Below are 17,083 nucleotides of genomic sequence, written 5' to 3'. Positions count from 1 at the left end.
CACTCAACACGCGAACCTCTCGTCAAAAGGTCGATCTTACGCTGTACATTTGCGCACGCCGTTCATATAACTCACAGCAACCGCCAGGCCGGGCTTTCCCAAGTCAATCTCGTCATTGATCCGCCGTCAACAGAACTCATCCGACTGCGTTCCCATCGACAACCGCCATTGCCGCCGACCGCCCGGCACGATGCGGGTTGCAGCCCGCGTGCCGTCCGTTTGCAGCATGGCAAAGACCAGAGAGGTTAGCCATGACCGACCAAGCTCGCGGCGATACCGTGATGTTGACCATCACAGGGCGTCAGCTTGAAACGAAACCGATGCCCGCAGCCTTCGTGCGCGTCATTCCCCGCGCCGCCGGTCCCGGACAGGAAGCCGACGACGAGCTGCTGCCACCGGGCCTGGAAACGGTGTGGGCAATCGACGTGAGTCCCGCAGCGCGCGACACCGAAGCGACGACGAAGACCTTCTCGGTAGCACCCGATCATATCGTCGTCCTGGAGTTGGCGGACGGGGGGACGCTCGTGGCCAACCCGGCCCGCCTGAAGGAGGCGCTGGACCGCGCCGGCGACAGCCAGTTGCAGAAACAGAAAGACAGCCAGCCCGACCTCGACAAGCTGGGCCCGGATACGAACGCGCAGCGCGGTGCGGTGGCCATGCTGAAGGGGTTGATCAGCAGGATCACGCTGCTCGCGGTGCCGGAGTCGGACCACGACGACCTGCTGCGCGACGTCGCCGCCGGCGTCGGTATGGCCCAGGCCGGCGTGACCTGGCTCGGCACCATGGCCCTGATGAAAGCCATCGAGGCGCGCCTTGACCGCCCTGGCCTGTGTCGCCTCGAATATGCGGGTGGCACACCGCACGACCTGGCGGAGTTGAAATTGACTCAAGCGAATCTGACGGGCCCCGGTTCCAAGCCATTGTCGCCGGACACGCACCTGCTCGTGTTTATCCATGGCACCGGATCGAGCACCGCAGGCAGTTTCGGCCACCTGTGCACCGCGGAACCGGACCTTTGGAAAAGCCTGGTCAATCGCTTTGGCGAACACATCTACGGCTTCGAACACCGGACGCTATCGCAAAGCCCGATCGAAAATGCACTCGACCTGGTCCGCGCCCTGCCGCACGGCGCCCAGGTCTCGCTGGTCTCGCACTCGCGCGGCGGCCTGGTCGCCGACTTGCTATGCCTGGCCGATTTCGGCGCCCAAATCGAAAACTATTGCTACCGGTTTCCTTCGCCGGGAACGCACGACGAGAAGTTGGGCAAGGCCATCCTGGATGGGTTGAAGGACGCCTACGGCGACCAACTCAAGATGCTGCTGAATCTCGCCGGCGAACTTCGCGACCGCAAGCTCGTGATTCGCAGGTATGCGCGCATCGCCAGCCCCGCCAACGGGACGCTGCTGGCCAGCGGTAACTTCGACGTGTTCCTGTCAAGCGTGCTGACCCTGCTCGGCGCCGTGCCCTTCCTCTATTCGAGCTTGCTGTACCGGGAGTTCCGGCGCGCCGTCATCGAAATCGCCAAGCGCCGCACCGACCCGCACATGGTGCCCGGCATCGAGGCCATGCTGCCGGATTCGCCCCTGACCCAGTTCCTGTGCGTGGCGCCGGTCCAACCCGGCATCCAGATGGCGGTCATCGCCGGCGACGCCGAGGGCGGCGACATGCTGAGCCGGCTGCGCGTCGCGCTCACCGACTTCGTCCTGTTCGACAAGGAAGACAACGACCTTGTGGTCGACACGCCCGCCATGCTGGCGGGGATCGCTCCCAGAGCCAACGCGCGCATATTGTTCGAACGGGGGAGCAACGTATCGCACTTCCGCTATTTCACCAACAGTTCCAGCCGCATCGCGGTGCGCGATTGGCTGCTGAGTCCCGACGTCGACAAGCTGGACCGTTTCATCACGCTGCCCGAACGCGAGGACTACGCCGCCGCCATGGCAAAGGCGACAAGCTGGCGGGGCCGCAGCGGCGCGGCGCGGCTGCCGATCGTCGTGGTCCTGCCGGACCTGATGGGATCGCACCTGAAGACCAGGCAGAATCACATCTGGTTCCCGCCCCTGCCAGGCGCGCGCGGGCTGGAACTGCTCGAGCTCCCCGATGCGAACTGCTACGACACCGAGGCGACGGACATATTCGACATCTTGTACGGCAACCTGTGCCGCCACCTCTCCGACAGTCACCAGGTGGAGCCGTTTCCTTACGACTGGCGGCTGTCGCCGGAAGACCTTGGAAAGCGGCTCGCCGCCTTTCTCGAGCGCTTCCGCGACAGCCAGGTTCCGGTGCGCTTCCTCGCCCACGGCATGGGCGGCCTCGTGGTGCGTGCCTGTGCCTGCCTGCCCGCACAAAACATCCTCCGCATACTCATGGAGCGCAAAGGTGCGCGCATCGTCATGCTCGGCACCCCCAACCGCGGCACCCATGCGATAGTGGCCGACCTGCTGGGCAAAGGCGACGGCTTCCGCTCACTATGGCGGCTCGACGTCAACGGCCCCTCCCTCCGGAAGCTGCTGGACACCTTCGCGCGCTTTCCAGGTGTGCTCAGCCTGCTTCCTGCACGTGACTTCGCCGAAACCGTCGGCATGATACCGGGCAGCAGAGAACACGATTATTACGACGCGCAGGAGTGGAAGCGCCTGGCCGGCCTCGTTTCCGACCGCTGGTTCGGCGCCGGATGCAGCGCCACGCCATCGCAGGCACTGCTGGTCCAGGCCGCGTGGCTGTCCGACAAGAATGCCGAGCTGGAACGGGAGCGCGTCGGCCAGGCGCTCCCGACCGCGAGTTCGGATCCGACCACGATCTATGTGTTCGGCGTCGCACCCAGCACGCCTTGCGGCCTCGTGGAGCTTCCCGGACTTTCGCATCCGGGCATGATGGCCACCCCGTCCGGCGACGGCATCGTGACCTGGGAATCCGGCCGGTTGCCCGGCATCGACAGCTATTACTTCATGCCGGCCCGTCATGGCGACATGGCGGCAACGCAGGAGTACTTCCCGGCGCTTGCGGAACTGCTGAAAGCCGGCACGACCCGCCACCTGTCGCACGAACCGCCGCTGCGGACGATCGAGAAGATGGGTCCCGTCATGTACGACGCGGCGCCCCCGACCGCGGCCGACACCGAGGCGGTGCAGCGCTGCCTGCTCGGCGGCTCGCTGCGTAGCCGGCTGCCGGCCGCGCCGCCGCGCCGCCTGGACGTCAAGGTGCGTGCGATGGACCTGCGCTTCCTCTCCATGCCGATCATGGTCGGCCACTACGAACAGGATCCGATCTCCGGACCGGAAGCCCTGATCGACCGCGAACTCCTCGGTGGCGACCTGAGCAAGCGCTACAACCTCGGCCAGTACGCAGGCGCACGCGGTTCCGCGACCGTCGTGCTGCGCGGCGCGCGCGCCGGCGAGCGCGCGGCCCGCCTGAGCGGTGCGGTGGTCACCGGACTGGGGCGCTACGACGTCTCGCTCAGCGCCTCCGAGCTCACCGAATCGGTGCGCGTGGGCGCTCTGCGTTTCCTGCTGCAGGTAATGGATGTGCTGGGGAAGGATGAACGTGAGCTGGCGCTGAGCTCGCTGTTGATCGGCTTTAATTCCTCCGCCAACCTGTCCGCCGCGGCGTCGGTCGAGGCATTGGTCCGCGGCGTGGTGCTGGCCAACGCCCGCTTCCACGAGCGGACAGGTACCAACATCCACATCGCCACGCTCGATATCGTCGAACTGTACCTGGACACCGCCATCAGCGCCGTATACGCGTTGCGCGACTTGCGCGAACGTATGAAGCAGTTCGCCGCCAGCCACAACACGGAACTCGTGACCTGCGATGAGCTGGTCAGCGGCGAAGGGATGCGCCAGCGCCTGCACGATACGGCGGAGGCCAGCTACTGGCCGCGCATCATCGTCACGGACGCGGACCGGACCGAGGAAAATGCACTCGCCCCGCCGGCCCTCAAGCCGACAGAACAGGCAGAGGCGCCGATCGCCGATCGTCTCCGCTTCATGTACGTCGGCACCCGGGCGCGCGCCGAGACCATCGTCCAGCAGCGCCAGCCGAGCCTGATCGAGACGCTGGTCCGGCGCCAGATCGCGAGCCACAAATGGGACCCGGAGTTCGGTCGCATGCTGTATCAACTGATGGTGCCGCACGATTTCAAGGATGCGGCGCGCCAGCTCGACCGGCTGGTTCTCGTCGTCGACGGGTATACGGCCAACCTGCCATGGGAACTGATGCTGGCCGAGGAGCCGCCACGCGAGCGCACCGGGGCCGAGCGCGAGAACATGCCGCTTGCGGTACGCGCGTCCGTCGTACGGCAGCTTGCCTCGCTGCGCTACCGGCCGCAGGTAGTGCAGGCGATGGCATACACCGCGTTGGTCATCGGCAATCCATCCGTGCGGGGCTTCCAGGACGGATTCGTCCCGACCGACGGTGACGCGGCCGCCTGGCAACCGGCGCCGCTCCCCGGCGCCCGCGACGAGGCACTGACGATCGCCCAGGTCTTGAAAAAACATAGTTATGAAGTACAGCAGCTCATTGGCTACGAGTCCGGCGTGGCGACCTTCACGGAGGACGCCGCCGTCACGGCGCGCGGCGGCCCGATGCGCCTCGGCCCACCCGTTCCGGAGGAGGCCGGCAACGATACCGACGCGGCCCATGTGCTGGCCGCGCTGTACCGGCAGCCGTGGCGCATCCTGCACATTTCCGGGCACGGCGTGTTCCGCATGCAGCACAAGGACGGGCGGCCGCGCAGCGGCGTGCTGCTATCGGACGGTTTGCTGATCACCGCGGCCGAAATCTCGGCGATGGAAGTGGTACCCGAACTGGTGTTTCTGAATTGCTGCCATACCGGGCAATTCGACGATGGACGCCAGAGCAACCGTCTGGCCGCCAGCATTGCCCGCGAACTCATCGAGATCGGGGTGCGTTGCGTGCTCGTGACGGGCTGGGCGGTCGACGACGCGTTGGCGCAGCGCTTCGGCACCTGCTTCTACAATCAGCTGCTAGGGCAACGTCAACAGTTCGGCGAAGCAGTCAAGGTCGCTCGTTACGAAGTCTGGGAGCGCAATCGGAACGATCTCACCTGGGGCGCCTTCCAGGCCTACGGCGATCCTGGCTGGACTGCGGAATCTACCACCGACAACACCGACGAACCGGTACTGCAGGATACCCCGTTCGTCGCGCTGGAAGAGCTGTTGGAGGCCCTGGCGGATGCCCGGGTGCGCCTGGCGCACCAGCGCGATACGTACGCCGAGCAGGAAAGCGCCCTCATCGCGAAGCGGGTCGACATGCTCGTGGACAAGCGATGCCAGCCCAAATGGCGGGTGCGTCCCGAGTTGCATTCGGCCCTCGGCGCCACGAGGCGGGAGCTGAACCAGATCGAAGAGGCCTACGATGCCTTCCTGCGCGCGGCCCAACTTGAGGATCAATACGGCAAATTGTCGGTCCGTGACATCGAACAACTGGCGGAGGTCGAGGCCCAGTACGGCGAACAGTGCGCCGCGCGCGCGCTCCCGCCGGAGAACGGCAAAGGGCCGGACCAGGCGCAGTTGCGCAAGGCACTGGCGCGCAGCGACGCTTTGCTCCAGCGTGCGTTGGCACGCGTCGATTCGCTCGACCATTTGTCCGACATTGCCGTCGGGCCCGACGCCAACCGGGCCACACCGGCCGGGCCTGGCGTGGCACCGAATTGCCTGCGCCAGGCCTTGCGCGGCAGAATCCACCGCCGTATGGCCAGCGTGCAGGCGCGCCGGCTGCTGGCCCTGTCCGAAGACCGCACCCAGGAAATCGCAGATGCCGCGACCAGGATGGAAGAGCAGTTGCGCCTGGCCACCGACGCTTACCGGAAAGCCGAAGGCAAAACAGCCCTCGGCAATATTGCTCCCGACCTTGCCCTGAGCAGGCTGGCGCTGGAGGCGCTGGCCGGCCTGTACACCGCCGACAAGACGCAAGGCGCCGCCATCACGTTCGCCCGGCTGTGCGGCGCCTACGCCTGCGAGACCGATCCATCCACCGATACCGCGTCGACCCTGCTACGGGCCAAGGCGCTGCTGGTGGAGACCCTGATCACGGGCACTCTCGGGGATGACGGCGCCAGCGGCCAGGCCAGCTTCGACAACGTGCTGCTGGCCTATACCGACGCTACCCATGGCGTCGCGCTGAAACCGTCGGAGATGGATGTCATCGTGACCGACATCGAGGCGCTGGCGCGCCTGTACCGGGCTTTGAGCACGCGCCGCGAAGGCCCGGACGAAAGCTACAAGCGGATCGCCAGGACACGGGAACAGATCGCCGACAACCTCAGAAAGCTGGCGCTCAGGCTGCAGCCTTCGCGTATGCAGCGGGCGGAACGGCAGAGCGCGGCGAGCCTGACCCGGCCGGAAAGCGCGGAGGTCGCGAAAAGCTTCTGACGGCCCGGCAGGCGGGCACGGCGCCAAACAAAAACCCCCGCAGGCGGCGGGGGTTGTCGGGTGCTCCGGGGCACAGTGCCGCCACAGCGGGACGGCGGCGCAAGCGCGACTTACATCGGCGGCTGCAGGCCGTTCTGGTACGCGGCGCCGACGGTTTCGATGGCGCGGCGCATTTCCATGCAGAACGTGCGGAACATGCGGCTCAGTTTGCTGTCGCCGGCGGCGGTGTTGCGGGTCGAGATCGTGGTGTAGGCGTTCATGACAGCTCCGTTTTCAATATCGTTCGTTGATGATTGAAGTCTACGCCCACATCAGATATCAATCCAATTTCCTTTTCCGATTTCCGCAATAGGTTTTCGTGATGTCTCCCCGCTGTCATATTGCAGGCGCTGACAGCGGGGATCACGCAAACTTATATCTCCGCGCCGCCCGCGACGGTGGGCGACACCTCCACGTTGAGCGCCTTCGTCAGGAAGCCCCAACGGTCGGCCAATTCCTCGATCTGCTTGTTCGTCGGCTTGCCCGCGCCGTGGCCGGCTTTCGTGTCGATGCGGATGAGCACCGGATTCGGTCCGGCCTGCGCCGCCTGGGCCGTCGCGGCGAACTTGAAGCTGTGCGCCGGCACCACGCGGTCGTCATGGTCGGCCGTCGTGATCATCGTGGCCGGGTAGCATGTGCCCTGCTTGAGGTTGTGCAGCGGCGAATACTTCACCAACGCCTTGAACTCATCCGGGTTTTCCGACGAGCCATAGTCCGACGTCCAAGCCCAGCCGATCGTGAACTTGTGGAAGCGCAGCATGTCCATCACGCCCACCTGCGGGATCGCCGCCGCGAACAGCTCGGGCCGCTGCGTCATCGCCGCGCCCACGAGCAGGCCGCCGTTGCTGCCGCCGCCGATCGCGAGTTTCGCGGGCGACGTTACCTTGTTGGCAAGGAGCCATTCCGCCACGCCGATGAAGTCGTCGAACACGTTCTGCTTCTTGAGCTTCGTGCCGGCCTCGTGCCACGCCTCGCCGTATTCGCCGCCGCCGCGCAGATTGGCGACGACGTAGACGCCACCCATTTCCATCCACGCCAGGTTGGCCGGCGAGAAGGCCGGGGTCAGCGAAATATTGAAGCCGCCGTAGCCGTACAGATATGTCGGATTGTTGCCGTCCAGCTTCAGTCCCTTTTTCGACACGATGAACATCGGCACGCGCGTGCCGTCGCGGCTGGTGAAGAACTGCTGGCGCGTTTCGTAGTCGTTCGGGTCGAACTGGACCTTCGGCTGGCGGAACACGGTACTGGTGCCCTTCTTCATGTCCAGCCGGTAAATCGTCGTCGGTGTCGTGAAGCTGGTGAACGAGAAGAAGGTTTCCTTGTCGCCACGCTTGCCCGTGAAGCCCGCGACGCTGCCGATGCCCGGCAGCACCACCTCGCGCACCGGCTTGCCCTTCAGGTCCGTGATCCTGACCACACTGCGCACGTCGGCAAGGTATTGCGCGATCAAGCGGTCGCCGACGAGGTGCGCCGCCACGAGCGTCTGCTCGCCTTCCGGCACGATCGTCTTCCAGTTCGCCTCCCGCGGCTTGCGGGTGTCGATCGCGACGATGCGCTGGCGCGGCGCATCGCGGTCCGTGCCGAAATAGGTGTCGGTCTGGTCGACTTTCTTCGCGACCGGATAGGTCAGCGGCGTGCCGCTGCCTTGGCAGGTCTGGCTGGTGGCCGGACCGGCGAGCGCCGCAGCGAGAGCGACGAAGGCGGCGACAAAGGTGGCATGTCTCATGTGCATGGTTGTTGCCGTTGTACGATGGGTAGTCGGCGGATGCCGCTGAGCATGATAGCGCGATTCTGCTGTCAGGACGACAACACCGCAGGGCTCACGCGGCACGCCGCTCCGGCCCCGCGTACGACCGGGCACTCTGCCACTGGCGCCGCATGTCGTCCGCGCTCGCGATCTGTTCCTCCGACAGGCGGCGCGCGACGATCGCCTTGTTCGCGCTGGCGGCCGGGTCGCCGGCGTCGGCCGCGAGCAGCATCCACATGTACGAGCGCACGGTATCGCGCGCGACGCCGCGGCCGCTGTTGTACATGCCGCCCAGGTTGTACTGGGCCAGCGCGTGGCCCTGTTCGGCGGCGAGCCGGTACCAGTGCACGGCCTGCGCGTCGTCCTGCGGCACGCCCTGGCCGTTCGCATACATGACGCCGAGATTGTTCTGGGCGCTCGCATCGCCCTGCTCGGCGGCGCGCCGGTACCAGGTCGCCGCCAGCGCCTCGTCGCGGCGCACGCCCTGGCCGTTCGCGTATATCACGCCGAGCGTGAACTGGGCCTTGGCGGCGCCCTGCTCGGCCGCGCGCCGGTACCAGTACAGCGCCTGCTCCGGATCACGCGCGACGCCGCGCCCGTACGCGTAGCGGTTGCCCAGGTTCACCTGGGCCAGCACGTGGCCCTGCTCGGCCGCAGCCAGCGTCCAGGCCAGCGCGGGGCCGCTCCAGCGCGCCCCATCGCCCGCCCCCGCGAGTGCCTCGGCGTCGGCCGCGCCCAGCAACTGGGCTAGGCTGAACTGCGCTTCCGCGTCGCCCTGCTCGGCGGCGCATTCGAGCCAGGCGCGCGCGCCCTGCGCGTCGGACGGCAACCCATGCCCCACCAGGTACGCGAGCCCCAGCAGGCGCTGCGCCGGCGCATGGCCGCGCGCGGCCGCGCGCCGAAACCAGTACAACGCCTCGGCCTCGCTGGGCGCCACGCCCTCGCCGCCGCGGTACATCAGCCCGAGGCAGACGGCGGCCTCGGTATCGTCCAGCAGCGCGGCCTTGCGGAACCACGCCATCGCGAGCGGCAGGCTGCGCGCCACGCCCGCGCCGTCCCGGTAGCACGTGCCGAGCAGCCGTTGGGCGCTGGGCAGGTCCTGCTCGGCCGCCTTGTAGTACCACGCGACGGCCTGGGCGGAGTCGCGCACGACGCCCCGCCCGGCCCGGTACAGGTCGCCCAGGTTCTGCTGCGCCGACGCGTCGCCCTGCGCGGCGGCGAGGCCGAACCAGTACGCTGCTTCGTTGTCGGACTGCACCACGCCCCGCCCCAGGAAATACATGCTCCCCAGGTGGTTCTGGGCGAACGCGAGACGCTGGCGCGCGGCCCGCTCCAGCCACCGGCAGGCGGCGACGTCGTCCTGCGGGGCACCGTCGCCTTCCTTGTACATCATGCCCAGATTGAACTGCGCATAGGCATCGCCACACGCGGCGGCGCGGGCGAACCAGGCGAGCGCGCCGGCGCGCGGGAGGGGCTCGTGACTGTGCATGCGGTAGCTCCTGACGGACACGCGTTGAGGCCAAGAATTGCAAAAATTGTAATGACGAGATGCATTACGGATTTGACTTGCAACAACGTGAAGGGGATGGACGACGGCAAAAACGACGCCGGCGCGACGGCTCGGCCAGCGGGGACAGTGCCACGCGACGAAGCCCTACTGCATGCAGGAAATATGAGGCCGGATCAGGCCGTTACGCGCCGCCCGGCCGCGTACACGCCCATGAATGCGTCGACCTTCGCGGCCGCCACGCGGTTCAGCGAGACGAGCAGGTCCGGGTCGACGCCCGCCAGCCCGTAGGCGTCGCCGAGGTGCCGGCCGATGTGCAGCAGCAGCTGGGCGGCCACTTCGGCGTCGGCCTCGGCCCGGTGGGCGTTGCCCTTGAACACGATGCCGAGCGCACGCGACAGCTGGCCCAGCTTGTAGCTCGCCATGCCGGGGAACACGCGGCGCGACAGCTTCAGCGAGCACACGAGCCCGGCATGCCGGCAACCGTGTCCCAGCAGCGCGCCCTCCGCCTTGAGGAATTTCTCGTCGAAGCTCGCGTTGTGCGCGGCCAGCACGTCGTCGCCGATGAAGTCGATGAGCGCGGGCACGACCTCGGCGGCCGGCGGCGCGCCGTCGACCATCGCCTGCGTGATGCCCGTCAGCTGGGTGATGAACGACGGCACGCGCACGCCGCAGTTCACGAGCGAGACGTAGCGCTCGACGATCCGGCCGTCCGCGATGCGCAGGGCCGCGACCTCGGTGATGCGGTCGCCGCCGTCGGGCGACAGGCCGGTGGTCTCGAAGTCGAGCATGACGATGGGGCGTTCGAACACGGTGATCCTTTCCTTGACCAGATCGCTTCAACCAAACTTTCGGGCGGCGTCGATCGCCAGCCCGGCGCCGATGCTGCCGAACAGGTCGCCTTCGACGCGGCGCGCGTCCGGGACGATCGCGGCGATCCGCTCGCGCAGGCTCGCCACGCCGCTGGAACCGCCCGTGAAGAACACGGTATCGACGCGCTCCGGCCCGATGCCCGCTTCGTCCAGCAGGCGCTGCACGGTCGCGCCGACGCTGTCGATCATGCCGGCGATCGCGTCCGTGAACAGGTCGCGGTGGACGCGCAGCAGTTCGGGCGGGGCGAGGCGGTCGAGGTCGAGCGCCACTTCGGGCGTGTCCGACAGGCCGATCTTCGCTTCTTCCACGCGCATCGCGAGCCAGTGGCCGGCGCGGTCGTCGATCAGGCGCTGCAGGCGCTTGAGCTTGTCGGGCTCGGCCGCGTCGCGCACGAGGTCGGCGAGCTGCGCGACGCTCTTGCGCGTATAAGCCTGGTTGATCGTGTGCCACGTCGCCAGGTTGAAATAATAGCTCGACGGCACCGAAGCGCCGGACAGCAGCGCGCTGCCATGACCCAGCAGCGGCATGACGGACGCGAGGCTCAGGTATTTGTCGAAGTCCGTGCCGCCGATGTGCACGCCGCCGGTGGCGAGGATGTCGTCGCGGCGGTCCAGGCGGTTCGCGCGCGCCGGCCCCAGGCGCACGAGCGAGAAGTCGGACGTGCCGCCGCCGATGTCGGCGATCAGCACCAGTTCCTCGCGCTCGATGCGGGATTCGTAGTCGAACGCGGCCGCGATCGGTTCGTACTGGAAGCCGATCTCCGTGAAGCCCACGGAACGGGCGATGTCGGCCAGCGTGTCCTCGGCGAGGCGGTCCGCCTCCGGATCGTCGTCGACGAAGTACACGGGGCGGCCGAACACGGCACGGTCGAACCCGCGGCCCGCCTCGCACTCGGCGCGGCGCTTGACCTCGCCGATGAAATGCCCCAGCAGTTGACGGAACGGCAACGCGCGGCCCGCGACCTCCGTCTGGCCATCCATCAGGCTGGTACCCAGCAGGCTCTTCAGCGACCGCATCAGGCGCCCGTCATAGCCTTCCAGATAGTCGGCCAGCGCGGCGCGGCCATAGCGCACCTGCTCGTCGTCGGCATTGAAGAACACGACGGACGGCAGGGTCGCCTTGCCGTCCTCGAGGGGCAGCAGCGTGGGTTGGCCGGGCCGCACCCAGCCGACGGTGGAATTGGACGTGCCGAAATCGACGCCGCAAGCGTTGGCCATGGAAGTCTCTCGATGAAAGGGGCGAGATGTTACCAGATTCCGGGCGCGGAACCAACGCCGGCCCGGCTTGTCTCATGCAAACGACGCCAAACGGAGCAGAGATGTCGACGACGGCAGGCAGTTCCGATTACACCCCCGGTAGCCATGCCGGCGGGCACGCCCACCCGCGCGGGTGGCGCCGCTGGCTGTTCGCAACGAACCACAAGGACATCGGCACGCTGTACCTGTGGTTCTCCGTCACCATGTTCATGGTCGGCGGCGTGCTGGCCCTGCTGATCCGGCTGGAACTGTTCCAGCCCGGCCTGCAATTCTTCCAGCCGGAGCTGTACAACCAGTTCGTCACCATGCACGGCCTCGTGATGATCTTCGGCGCCATCATGCCCGCCTTCGTCGGGTTCGCGAACTGGATGATCCCGCTGCAGGTGGGCGCGGCCGACATGGCGTTCGCCCGCATGAACAATTTCTCGTTCTGGCTGCTGGCGCCCGCCGCGATCCTGCTCGTGGGCTCGTTCTTCGCCGCCGGCGGCGCCAACGCGGCCGGGTGGACCATGTACCCGCCCCTGTCGGTCCAGATGGGGCCGGGCATGGACATGACGATCTTCGCCGTGCACATGATGGGCGTGTCGTCCATCATGGGCGCCATCAACATCGTCACGACGATCCTGAACCTGCGCGCGCCCGGCATGTCGCTGATGAAGATGCCGATGTTCTGCTGGACGTGGCTGATCACCGCCTACCTGCTGATCGCCGTGATGCCGGTGCTCGCGACGGCCGTCACGATGATCCTCACCGACCGCCATTTCGGCACCACGTTCTTCAACGCGGCCGGTGCCGGGGACCCCGTCATGTACCAGCACATCTTCTGGTTCTTCGGCCACCCCGAGGTCTACATCATGATCCTGCCCGGCTTCGGCATCATCTCGCAGGTCATTCCCGCATTTTCGCGCAAGGCCCTGTTCGGCTATGCGTCGATGGTCTATGCGACGGCCGCCATCGCCATCATCTCGTTCATCGTGTGGGCGCACCACATGTTCACGACGGGCATGCCCGTCACGGGCCAGCTGTTCTTCATGTATGCGACGATGCTGGTCGCCGTCCCCACCGGCGTGAAGGTGTTCAACTGGGTGGCCACGATGTGGAAGGGGTCGCTCAGTTTCGAAACGCCGATGCTGTTCGCAGTCGGCTTCATCTGGGTATTCACGATCGGCGGGTTCACGGGCCTCATCCTCTCCGTGGCGCCGATCGACGTCCAGGTGCAGGATACTTACTACGTGGTCGCGCACTTCCATTACGTGTTGGTGGCGGGGTCGCTGTTCGCCCTGTTCGCCGGCTATTACTACTGGGCGCCGAAATGGACCGGACACATGATCGACGAACGACGGGGGCGTTTTCACTTCTGGAATTCGCTCGTCTGGGTCAACGTGACCTTCTTCCCGATGCACTTCCTCGGGCTGGCGGGCATGCCGCGCCGCTACGCCGACTATCCCGTCCAGTTCACGGACTTCCACGCCATCACGTCCGTCGGCGCCCTGCTGTTCGGCCTGTCGCAGGTGTACTGGCTCTTTTGGGTCGTGATCCCGAACATCCGCGGCGGCGCGCCCGCACCGCCGAAGCCATGGGAAGGCGCGGAAGGCCTCGAATGGACCGTCCCCAGCCCGGCGCCCTTCCACACGTTCGAGACGCCGCCGCTCGTCAAGTGAACCGGGGAGTGCCTCCATGACGCGCGAATGGACATTGCGGCGCAATTGCTCCCTGTCCCCGCGCCAGGTCGCGCGCGCGTATGCCGTCCTGTGTTCCGGCTCGCTCGCCGTCGCGCTCGGCTTTCTCCTTCACGGCATCTGGTTCGTCCTCGCGTTTTCCCTGCTCGAGCTGGCACTCGTCGGGCTCGCCCTCCTCGTCTATGCGCGCCACGCGACGGACCACGAGCGCATCGCCCTGTCCGAGTCGGGCCTGCTCGTCACCTGCGTCCAGGCCGACCACCGGGAACTCGTGCGGCTCGATCCACTGTGGACCCGCGTCGTCGTGCCGGACGAACGCCGCCGCACGCTGATCCAGCTGGAATCGCGCGGTGTGAAGGTCGAGATCGGGCGCTTCGTGGACGATACGCGGCGCCGCCAGGTGGCGCGCGAACTGCGCCAGGCGCTGCGCAGCGTATCCGCGATGCGGTAGCGCAACGCTGTCAAAACGCGTTCCCGGCTGAAACGAAGCGCGCCGGCATACCCGTATTCCCACTCCTACGGACAGCTCTCTCGTCAACCTGATCCGTGTAAGCCGCGTCCGACAACCACACGGCGACGCGACCGATGTTTCTATTTTTTTATGTTTTGCATAATGCGGTATCCGCTTTGCCGCACCGCGTTGGTGCGCGCATCGCACAAGTTTCCCAGGAGAGAAGCACAACATGAGCGTTACCCAAGGATATGCAATCGTCGTGCACGGCGGCGCCGGAAGCCCGCGCGCGTACGACGACGGCTGCGAGCGCGCGGCGCAGCGGGCCGTCGAGGAGCTGGCCATCAGCGCCGACGCGCTCGAGGCCGCCATCGCGGCGGTCGTATCGATGGAAGACGACGGCCGCTTCAATGCCGGCAGCGGATCGGTCCTGTGCCTGGACGGCGCGACCGTCGAGATGGACGCCTCCATCATGGACACGCGCGGCCGCCTCGGCGCCGTCGCCTGCGTGCAGGGCGTCAAGAACCCCGTGCTGCTGGCGCGGGCCGTCGCCGAGACGCCGCACTGGCTGCTGGCCGGCGACGGCGCCGCCCGCTTCGCCGCCGCCATCGGCCACCCGACGCACACCACCATCTCCGACCACCAGCGACAAGCACACGAGAAAGTCGTGCGCGAACTGGCGGGCAGCGTGCCCGCCATGCCCGGGATCCCGGAAGAAGCGAAAGCCTTCCTGCGCTTCTGGAATTACCAGACGCCACTCGACCTGCCCGCGCATGCCGCATGCGACACGGTCGGCGCCGTCGTGCGCGGACCGGACGGCCACTTCGCCGTGGCGCTGTCCACCGGAGGCTCGGCGCCGTCGCTGCTGGGCCGCGTGGGCGACACGCCGATCATCGGCAGCGGCTTCTATGCCGGTCCGCAAGGCGCCGTCGCGGCCACCGGCATCGGCGAACAGATCGTGCGCCACCTGCTGGCCCGCACCGTCTATGGCTGGATCGAGGACGGCATGCCGCTCGAACAGGCCCTCAAGCGCGGCGTCGACCTGTTCGACCCGAAAGTGCCCGTCGGCCTGATCGCCGTCACCCGTACGGAAGCCGCGTCGCACAGCAACCAGGACATGCCCCACGCAAGGATAGTCGCACCATGACCGCACAGGACAAGAACGCCAGCGCCCAGGCCGAACAGGCGGAACGGGTCGCCAAGAGCCACGGCCACCTCGTCATCATCGGCGGCGGCGAAGACAAGCAGAACGACATGGCGATCCTCAAGCGCTTCGTCGAGCTGTCCGGCGGGCCGGCCGCGAAGATCGTCGTCATCACGGCGGCGAGCAGCGTCGCGGAGAACATGTGGGAAACGTACGACCGCGCTTTCGCGGACCTGGGTGTCACACGCCACTCGCACCTGCACCTGCAGAGCCGCCATGACGCGAACGACGAAACGCATATCCGCGACGTTGCCGACGCCGACGGGATCTTCATGACGGGCGGCGACCAGAAACGGCTGCTCGCGATCATCGGCGGCACGGCGCTGGACGCGGGGATGCACGCCGCGCTCAAGCTGCGCGGCGCCTGCATCGGCGGCACGAGCGCCGGCGCTTCCGCCATGTCCGGCCACATGCTGGCACAGGGCCGCGCCGAACTGCATCCCGAGAAGGGCTCCGTGAGCCTGGGCGCGGGCCTCGGCTTCCTGCACAAGGTCGTCATCGACCAGCATTTCTCCGAACGCCAGCGCCTGTCGCGGCTGTTGTCCGTCGTCGCCCAGAACCCGTATCTGCAGGGGATCGGGATCGACGAGGACACGGCCCTCGTCGTCGAGCGCGGCGTCGGCATCGAAGTGGTGGGCCAGGGCGCCGTCACCATCGTCGACGGCCGGACGATGTCGACGAACGTGGCGGAGATCGCGAACCACGAGACGCCGGAACTGATCGACGTCCGCCTCCACCTGCTGCCTGCCGGCAGCAAATACGCACTACCCGGCGGCGACGACGCAAAGCGCATCCCGCCGCCGTTGCTCGAGTTTTTGGAAAACATCACGAAACGGAATCCAATCTCTTGACGTCTTCCCCACCTTAAAGGACGGGGCTTCCTGCAGCCAGCGTCGCACGTCCGCGACGGAGAATGTTTATCGCAGCATTGATATCGCGATCATGTTTACAACCGCAAACACGACACTGCCACTCTCTTATTCCAAGGTCTGCGATACCTTTCGGCCGCGAATCGGGCATGGCGCCGCAATTCGAACAGACTTGGGAAGTCAATCTCTCATCAACTTCCTCGAACCACGCGCCATGCTTAACAGCCTTGTACGCCAGTTGATGTCGGAAGCTCGACCAGCCGGCATCAAGAACGGACTTCGCCATGCCGGTCCTGGCGAGTCTGGCGGCAGTCACGTTGCCGACCGCGATATAGTCGAATTGCCGGACAATGCGGTCCGACAATTTGTGCAGAAAGTCATTGCGACGGCTCGCAATCTTTGCGTTGATAGCCTTGGCACGCCGCTTCTTGTGGGCGCGCTGCGCCAGCGCCAGAGTCCGCTCCGCACCACGATAGATTCGCTGCGCTTCGATCTTTTCGCCGGTGGAAAACGTTGCGAAGTCCTTCAGGCCGAGGTCGATACCGACACCGCGCAACGGCTGACGAGCATGGATCTCGGGGGTGACCACATCGATCACGATGTTCAGGTACCAGTTCCCTCGCGTGTCGCGCGAAAAGTTGGTGCCATCCTTGATCTTCCCTTCGGGCAGGGGCCGGCTGTTAAAAACGCGGAAGGTATTGCCCGCGAAACGAAACGCATCACCTTCCCGCTTCAGTTCCCGTCCCTTGATCGGCACCCAGCCCAGAGACCGCTTGCCGCGATAGCGAAGATAAGGTCGCTTCTTTTGCGAACGCGATCTTGCATACTGTTCGCAGACCGCATTTACGGTCCCGGAATGCAGGCCCAGTTCCTTGCTGCTGCCTGTCGTCAACTTGTTCAGGTCAAAACCCGACAGCCAGGGGCGGCCAAAACGCAGCGCATCCTTTTGCCGATCGTTGCAGTAATTCCAGACGAAGTTACAGGCCCGCGACTGCCTGTTGAGCAGCCCGTTAAGGGACTTTACCCGGTAACGATAAACAAGAATCATGCTGTGATTATAGGCAGC

General features: G+C 66.4%; 10 protein-coding genes and 1 pseudogene. 5 read left to right on the top strand and 6 right to left on the bottom strand.

The window, feature by feature from the left end; genetic code table 11:
- The first annotated feature begins 251 nt into the window (after window positions 1-251).
- Window positions 252-6,392, top strand: a complete 6,141-nt coding sequence (locus ACEN98_RS30345) for a CHAT domain-containing protein (protein ID WP_413388524.1) — start codon at window positions 252-254, stop codon at window positions 6,390-6,392.
- 110 nt (window positions 6,393-6,502) lie between these two features.
- Here ACEN98_RS30345 and ACEN98_RS30340 read toward each other — a convergent pair whose 3' ends face one another.
- From ACEN98_RS30340 to ACEN98_RS30320, 5 genes and pseudogenes are all read right to left on the bottom strand, one after another.
- Window positions 6,503-6,652: a hypothetical protein gene (locus tag ACEN98_RS30340; protein ID WP_413388523.1), complete on the bottom strand. Its 150-nt coding sequence runs from the start codon at window positions 6,650-6,652 to the stop codon at window positions 6,503-6,505.
- A 152-nt stretch (window positions 6,653-6,804) separates the two neighbouring features.
- Window positions 6,805-8,019: pseudogene (locus ACEN98_RS30335) on the bottom strand (prolyl oligopeptidase family serine peptidase); the annotation flags it as partial.
- A 232-nt stretch (window positions 8,020-8,251) separates the two neighbouring features.
- Entirely contained in the window at window positions 8,252-9,667 is a 1,416-nt protein-coding gene (locus ACEN98_RS30330; protein ID WP_413388522.1) for a tetratricopeptide repeat protein, read from the bottom strand.
- 194 nt (window positions 9,668-9,861) lie between these two features.
- Window positions 9,862-10,497 (bottom strand): PolC-type DNA polymerase III, encoded by a 636-nt coding sequence (locus ACEN98_RS30325; protein ID WP_413388521.1) that lies wholly within the window; start codon window positions 10,495-10,497, stop codon window positions 9,862-9,864.
- A 27-nt stretch (window positions 10,498-10,524) separates the two neighbouring features.
- Window positions 10,525-11,775 (bottom strand): Hsp70 family protein, encoded by a 1,251-nt coding sequence (locus ACEN98_RS30320; protein WP_413388520.1) that lies wholly within the window; start codon window positions 11,773-11,775, stop codon window positions 10,525-10,527.
- A gap of 101 nt (window positions 11,776-11,876) precedes the next feature.
- Between ACEN98_RS30320 and ctaD the strand changes: the two genes are divergently transcribed.
- From ctaD to ACEN98_RS30300, 4 genes are all read left to right on the top strand, one after another.
- Window positions 11,877-13,475 carry a cytochrome c oxidase subunit I gene (ctaD, locus tag ACEN98_RS30315; RefSeq protein WP_413388519.1) on the top strand — a complete coding sequence of 533 codons (1,599 nt, stop codon included), beginning with the start codon at window positions 11,877-11,879 and terminating at the stop codon, window positions 13,473-13,475.
- A 16-nt stretch (window positions 13,476-13,491) separates the two neighbouring features.
- Window positions 13,492-13,944, top strand: coding sequence for a DUF2244 domain-containing protein (locus tag ACEN98_RS30310; RefSeq protein ID WP_413388518.1), 453 nt, complete (start codon window positions 13,492-13,494; stop codon window positions 13,942-13,944).
- A gap of 232 nt (window positions 13,945-14,176) precedes the next feature.
- Window positions 14,177-15,091 carry an isoaspartyl peptidase/L-asparaginase gene (locus ACEN98_RS30305; protein ID WP_413388517.1) on the top strand — a complete coding sequence of 305 codons (915 nt, stop codon included), beginning with the start codon at window positions 14,177-14,179 and terminating at the stop codon, window positions 15,089-15,091.
- On the top strand, window positions 15,088-15,999 hold the full coding sequence (locus tag ACEN98_RS30300; protein ID WP_413388516.1) for a cyanophycinase: 912 nt from the start codon (window positions 15,088-15,090) through the stop codon (window positions 15,997-15,999). The genes ACEN98_RS30305 and ACEN98_RS30300 overlap by 4 nt, the downstream gene beginning before the upstream one ends.
- Window positions 16,000-16,012: 13 nt before the next feature.
- On the opposite strand, the gene ACEN98_RS30295 is transcribed toward ACEN98_RS30300, so the two are convergent.
- On the bottom strand, window positions 16,013-17,065 hold the full coding sequence (locus ACEN98_RS30295) for an RNA-guided endonuclease InsQ/TnpB family protein (protein ID WP_413389113.1): 1,053 nt from the start codon (window positions 17,063-17,065) through the stop codon (window positions 16,013-16,015).
- Between the last annotated feature and the right edge of the window lie 18 nt (window positions 17,066-17,083).

Origin of the sequence: Massilia sp. CT11-137 (assembly GCF_047302885.1) — a bacterium.
GTDB classification, from domain to species: domain Bacteria; phylum Pseudomonadota; class Gammaproteobacteria; order Burkholderiales; family Burkholderiaceae_D; genus Telluria; species Telluria orientalis.
The sequence above is the reverse complement of the archived record's forward strand: the minus strand, read 5'-3'. Positions and strand labels throughout refer to the sequence as shown.

What these genes read in the sequence shown, in the direction of transcription:
- ACEN98_RS30345 (WP_413388524.1), top strand. Translation starts at nt 252, where the DNA reads ATGACCGACCAAGCTCGCGGCGATACCGTGATGTTGACCATCACAGGG.
- ACEN98_RS30340 (WP_413388523.1), bottom strand. Translation starts at nt 6,652, where the DNA reads ATGAACGCCTACACCACGATCTCGACCCGCAACACCGCCGCCGGCGAC.
- ACEN98_RS30330 (WP_413388522.1), bottom strand. Translation starts at nt 9,667, where the DNA reads ATGCACAGTCACGAGCCCCTCCCGCGCGCCGGCGCGCTCGCCTGGTTC.
- ACEN98_RS30320 (WP_413388520.1), bottom strand. Translation starts at nt 11,775, where the DNA reads ATGGCCAACGCTTGCGGCGTCGATTTCGGCACGTCCAATTCCACCGTC.
- ctaD (WP_413388519.1), top strand. Translation starts at nt 11,877, where the DNA reads ATGTCGACGACGGCAGGCAGTTCCGATTACACCCCCGGTAGCCATGCC.
- ACEN98_RS30310 (WP_413388518.1), top strand. Translation starts at nt 13,492, where the DNA reads ATGACGCGCGAATGGACATTGCGGCGCAATTGCTCCCTGTCCCCGCGC.
- ACEN98_RS30305 (WP_413388517.1), top strand. Translation starts at nt 14,177, where the DNA reads ATGAGCGTTACCCAAGGATATGCAATCGTCGTGCACGGCGGCGCCGGA.
- ACEN98_RS30300 (WP_413388516.1), top strand. Translation starts at nt 15,088, where the DNA reads ATGACCGCACAGGACAAGAACGCCAGCGCCCAGGCCGAACAGGCGGAA.
- ACEN98_RS30295 (WP_413389113.1), bottom strand. Translation starts at nt 17,065, where the DNA reads ATGATTCTTGTTTATCGTTACCGGGTAAAGTCCCTTAACGGGCTGCTC.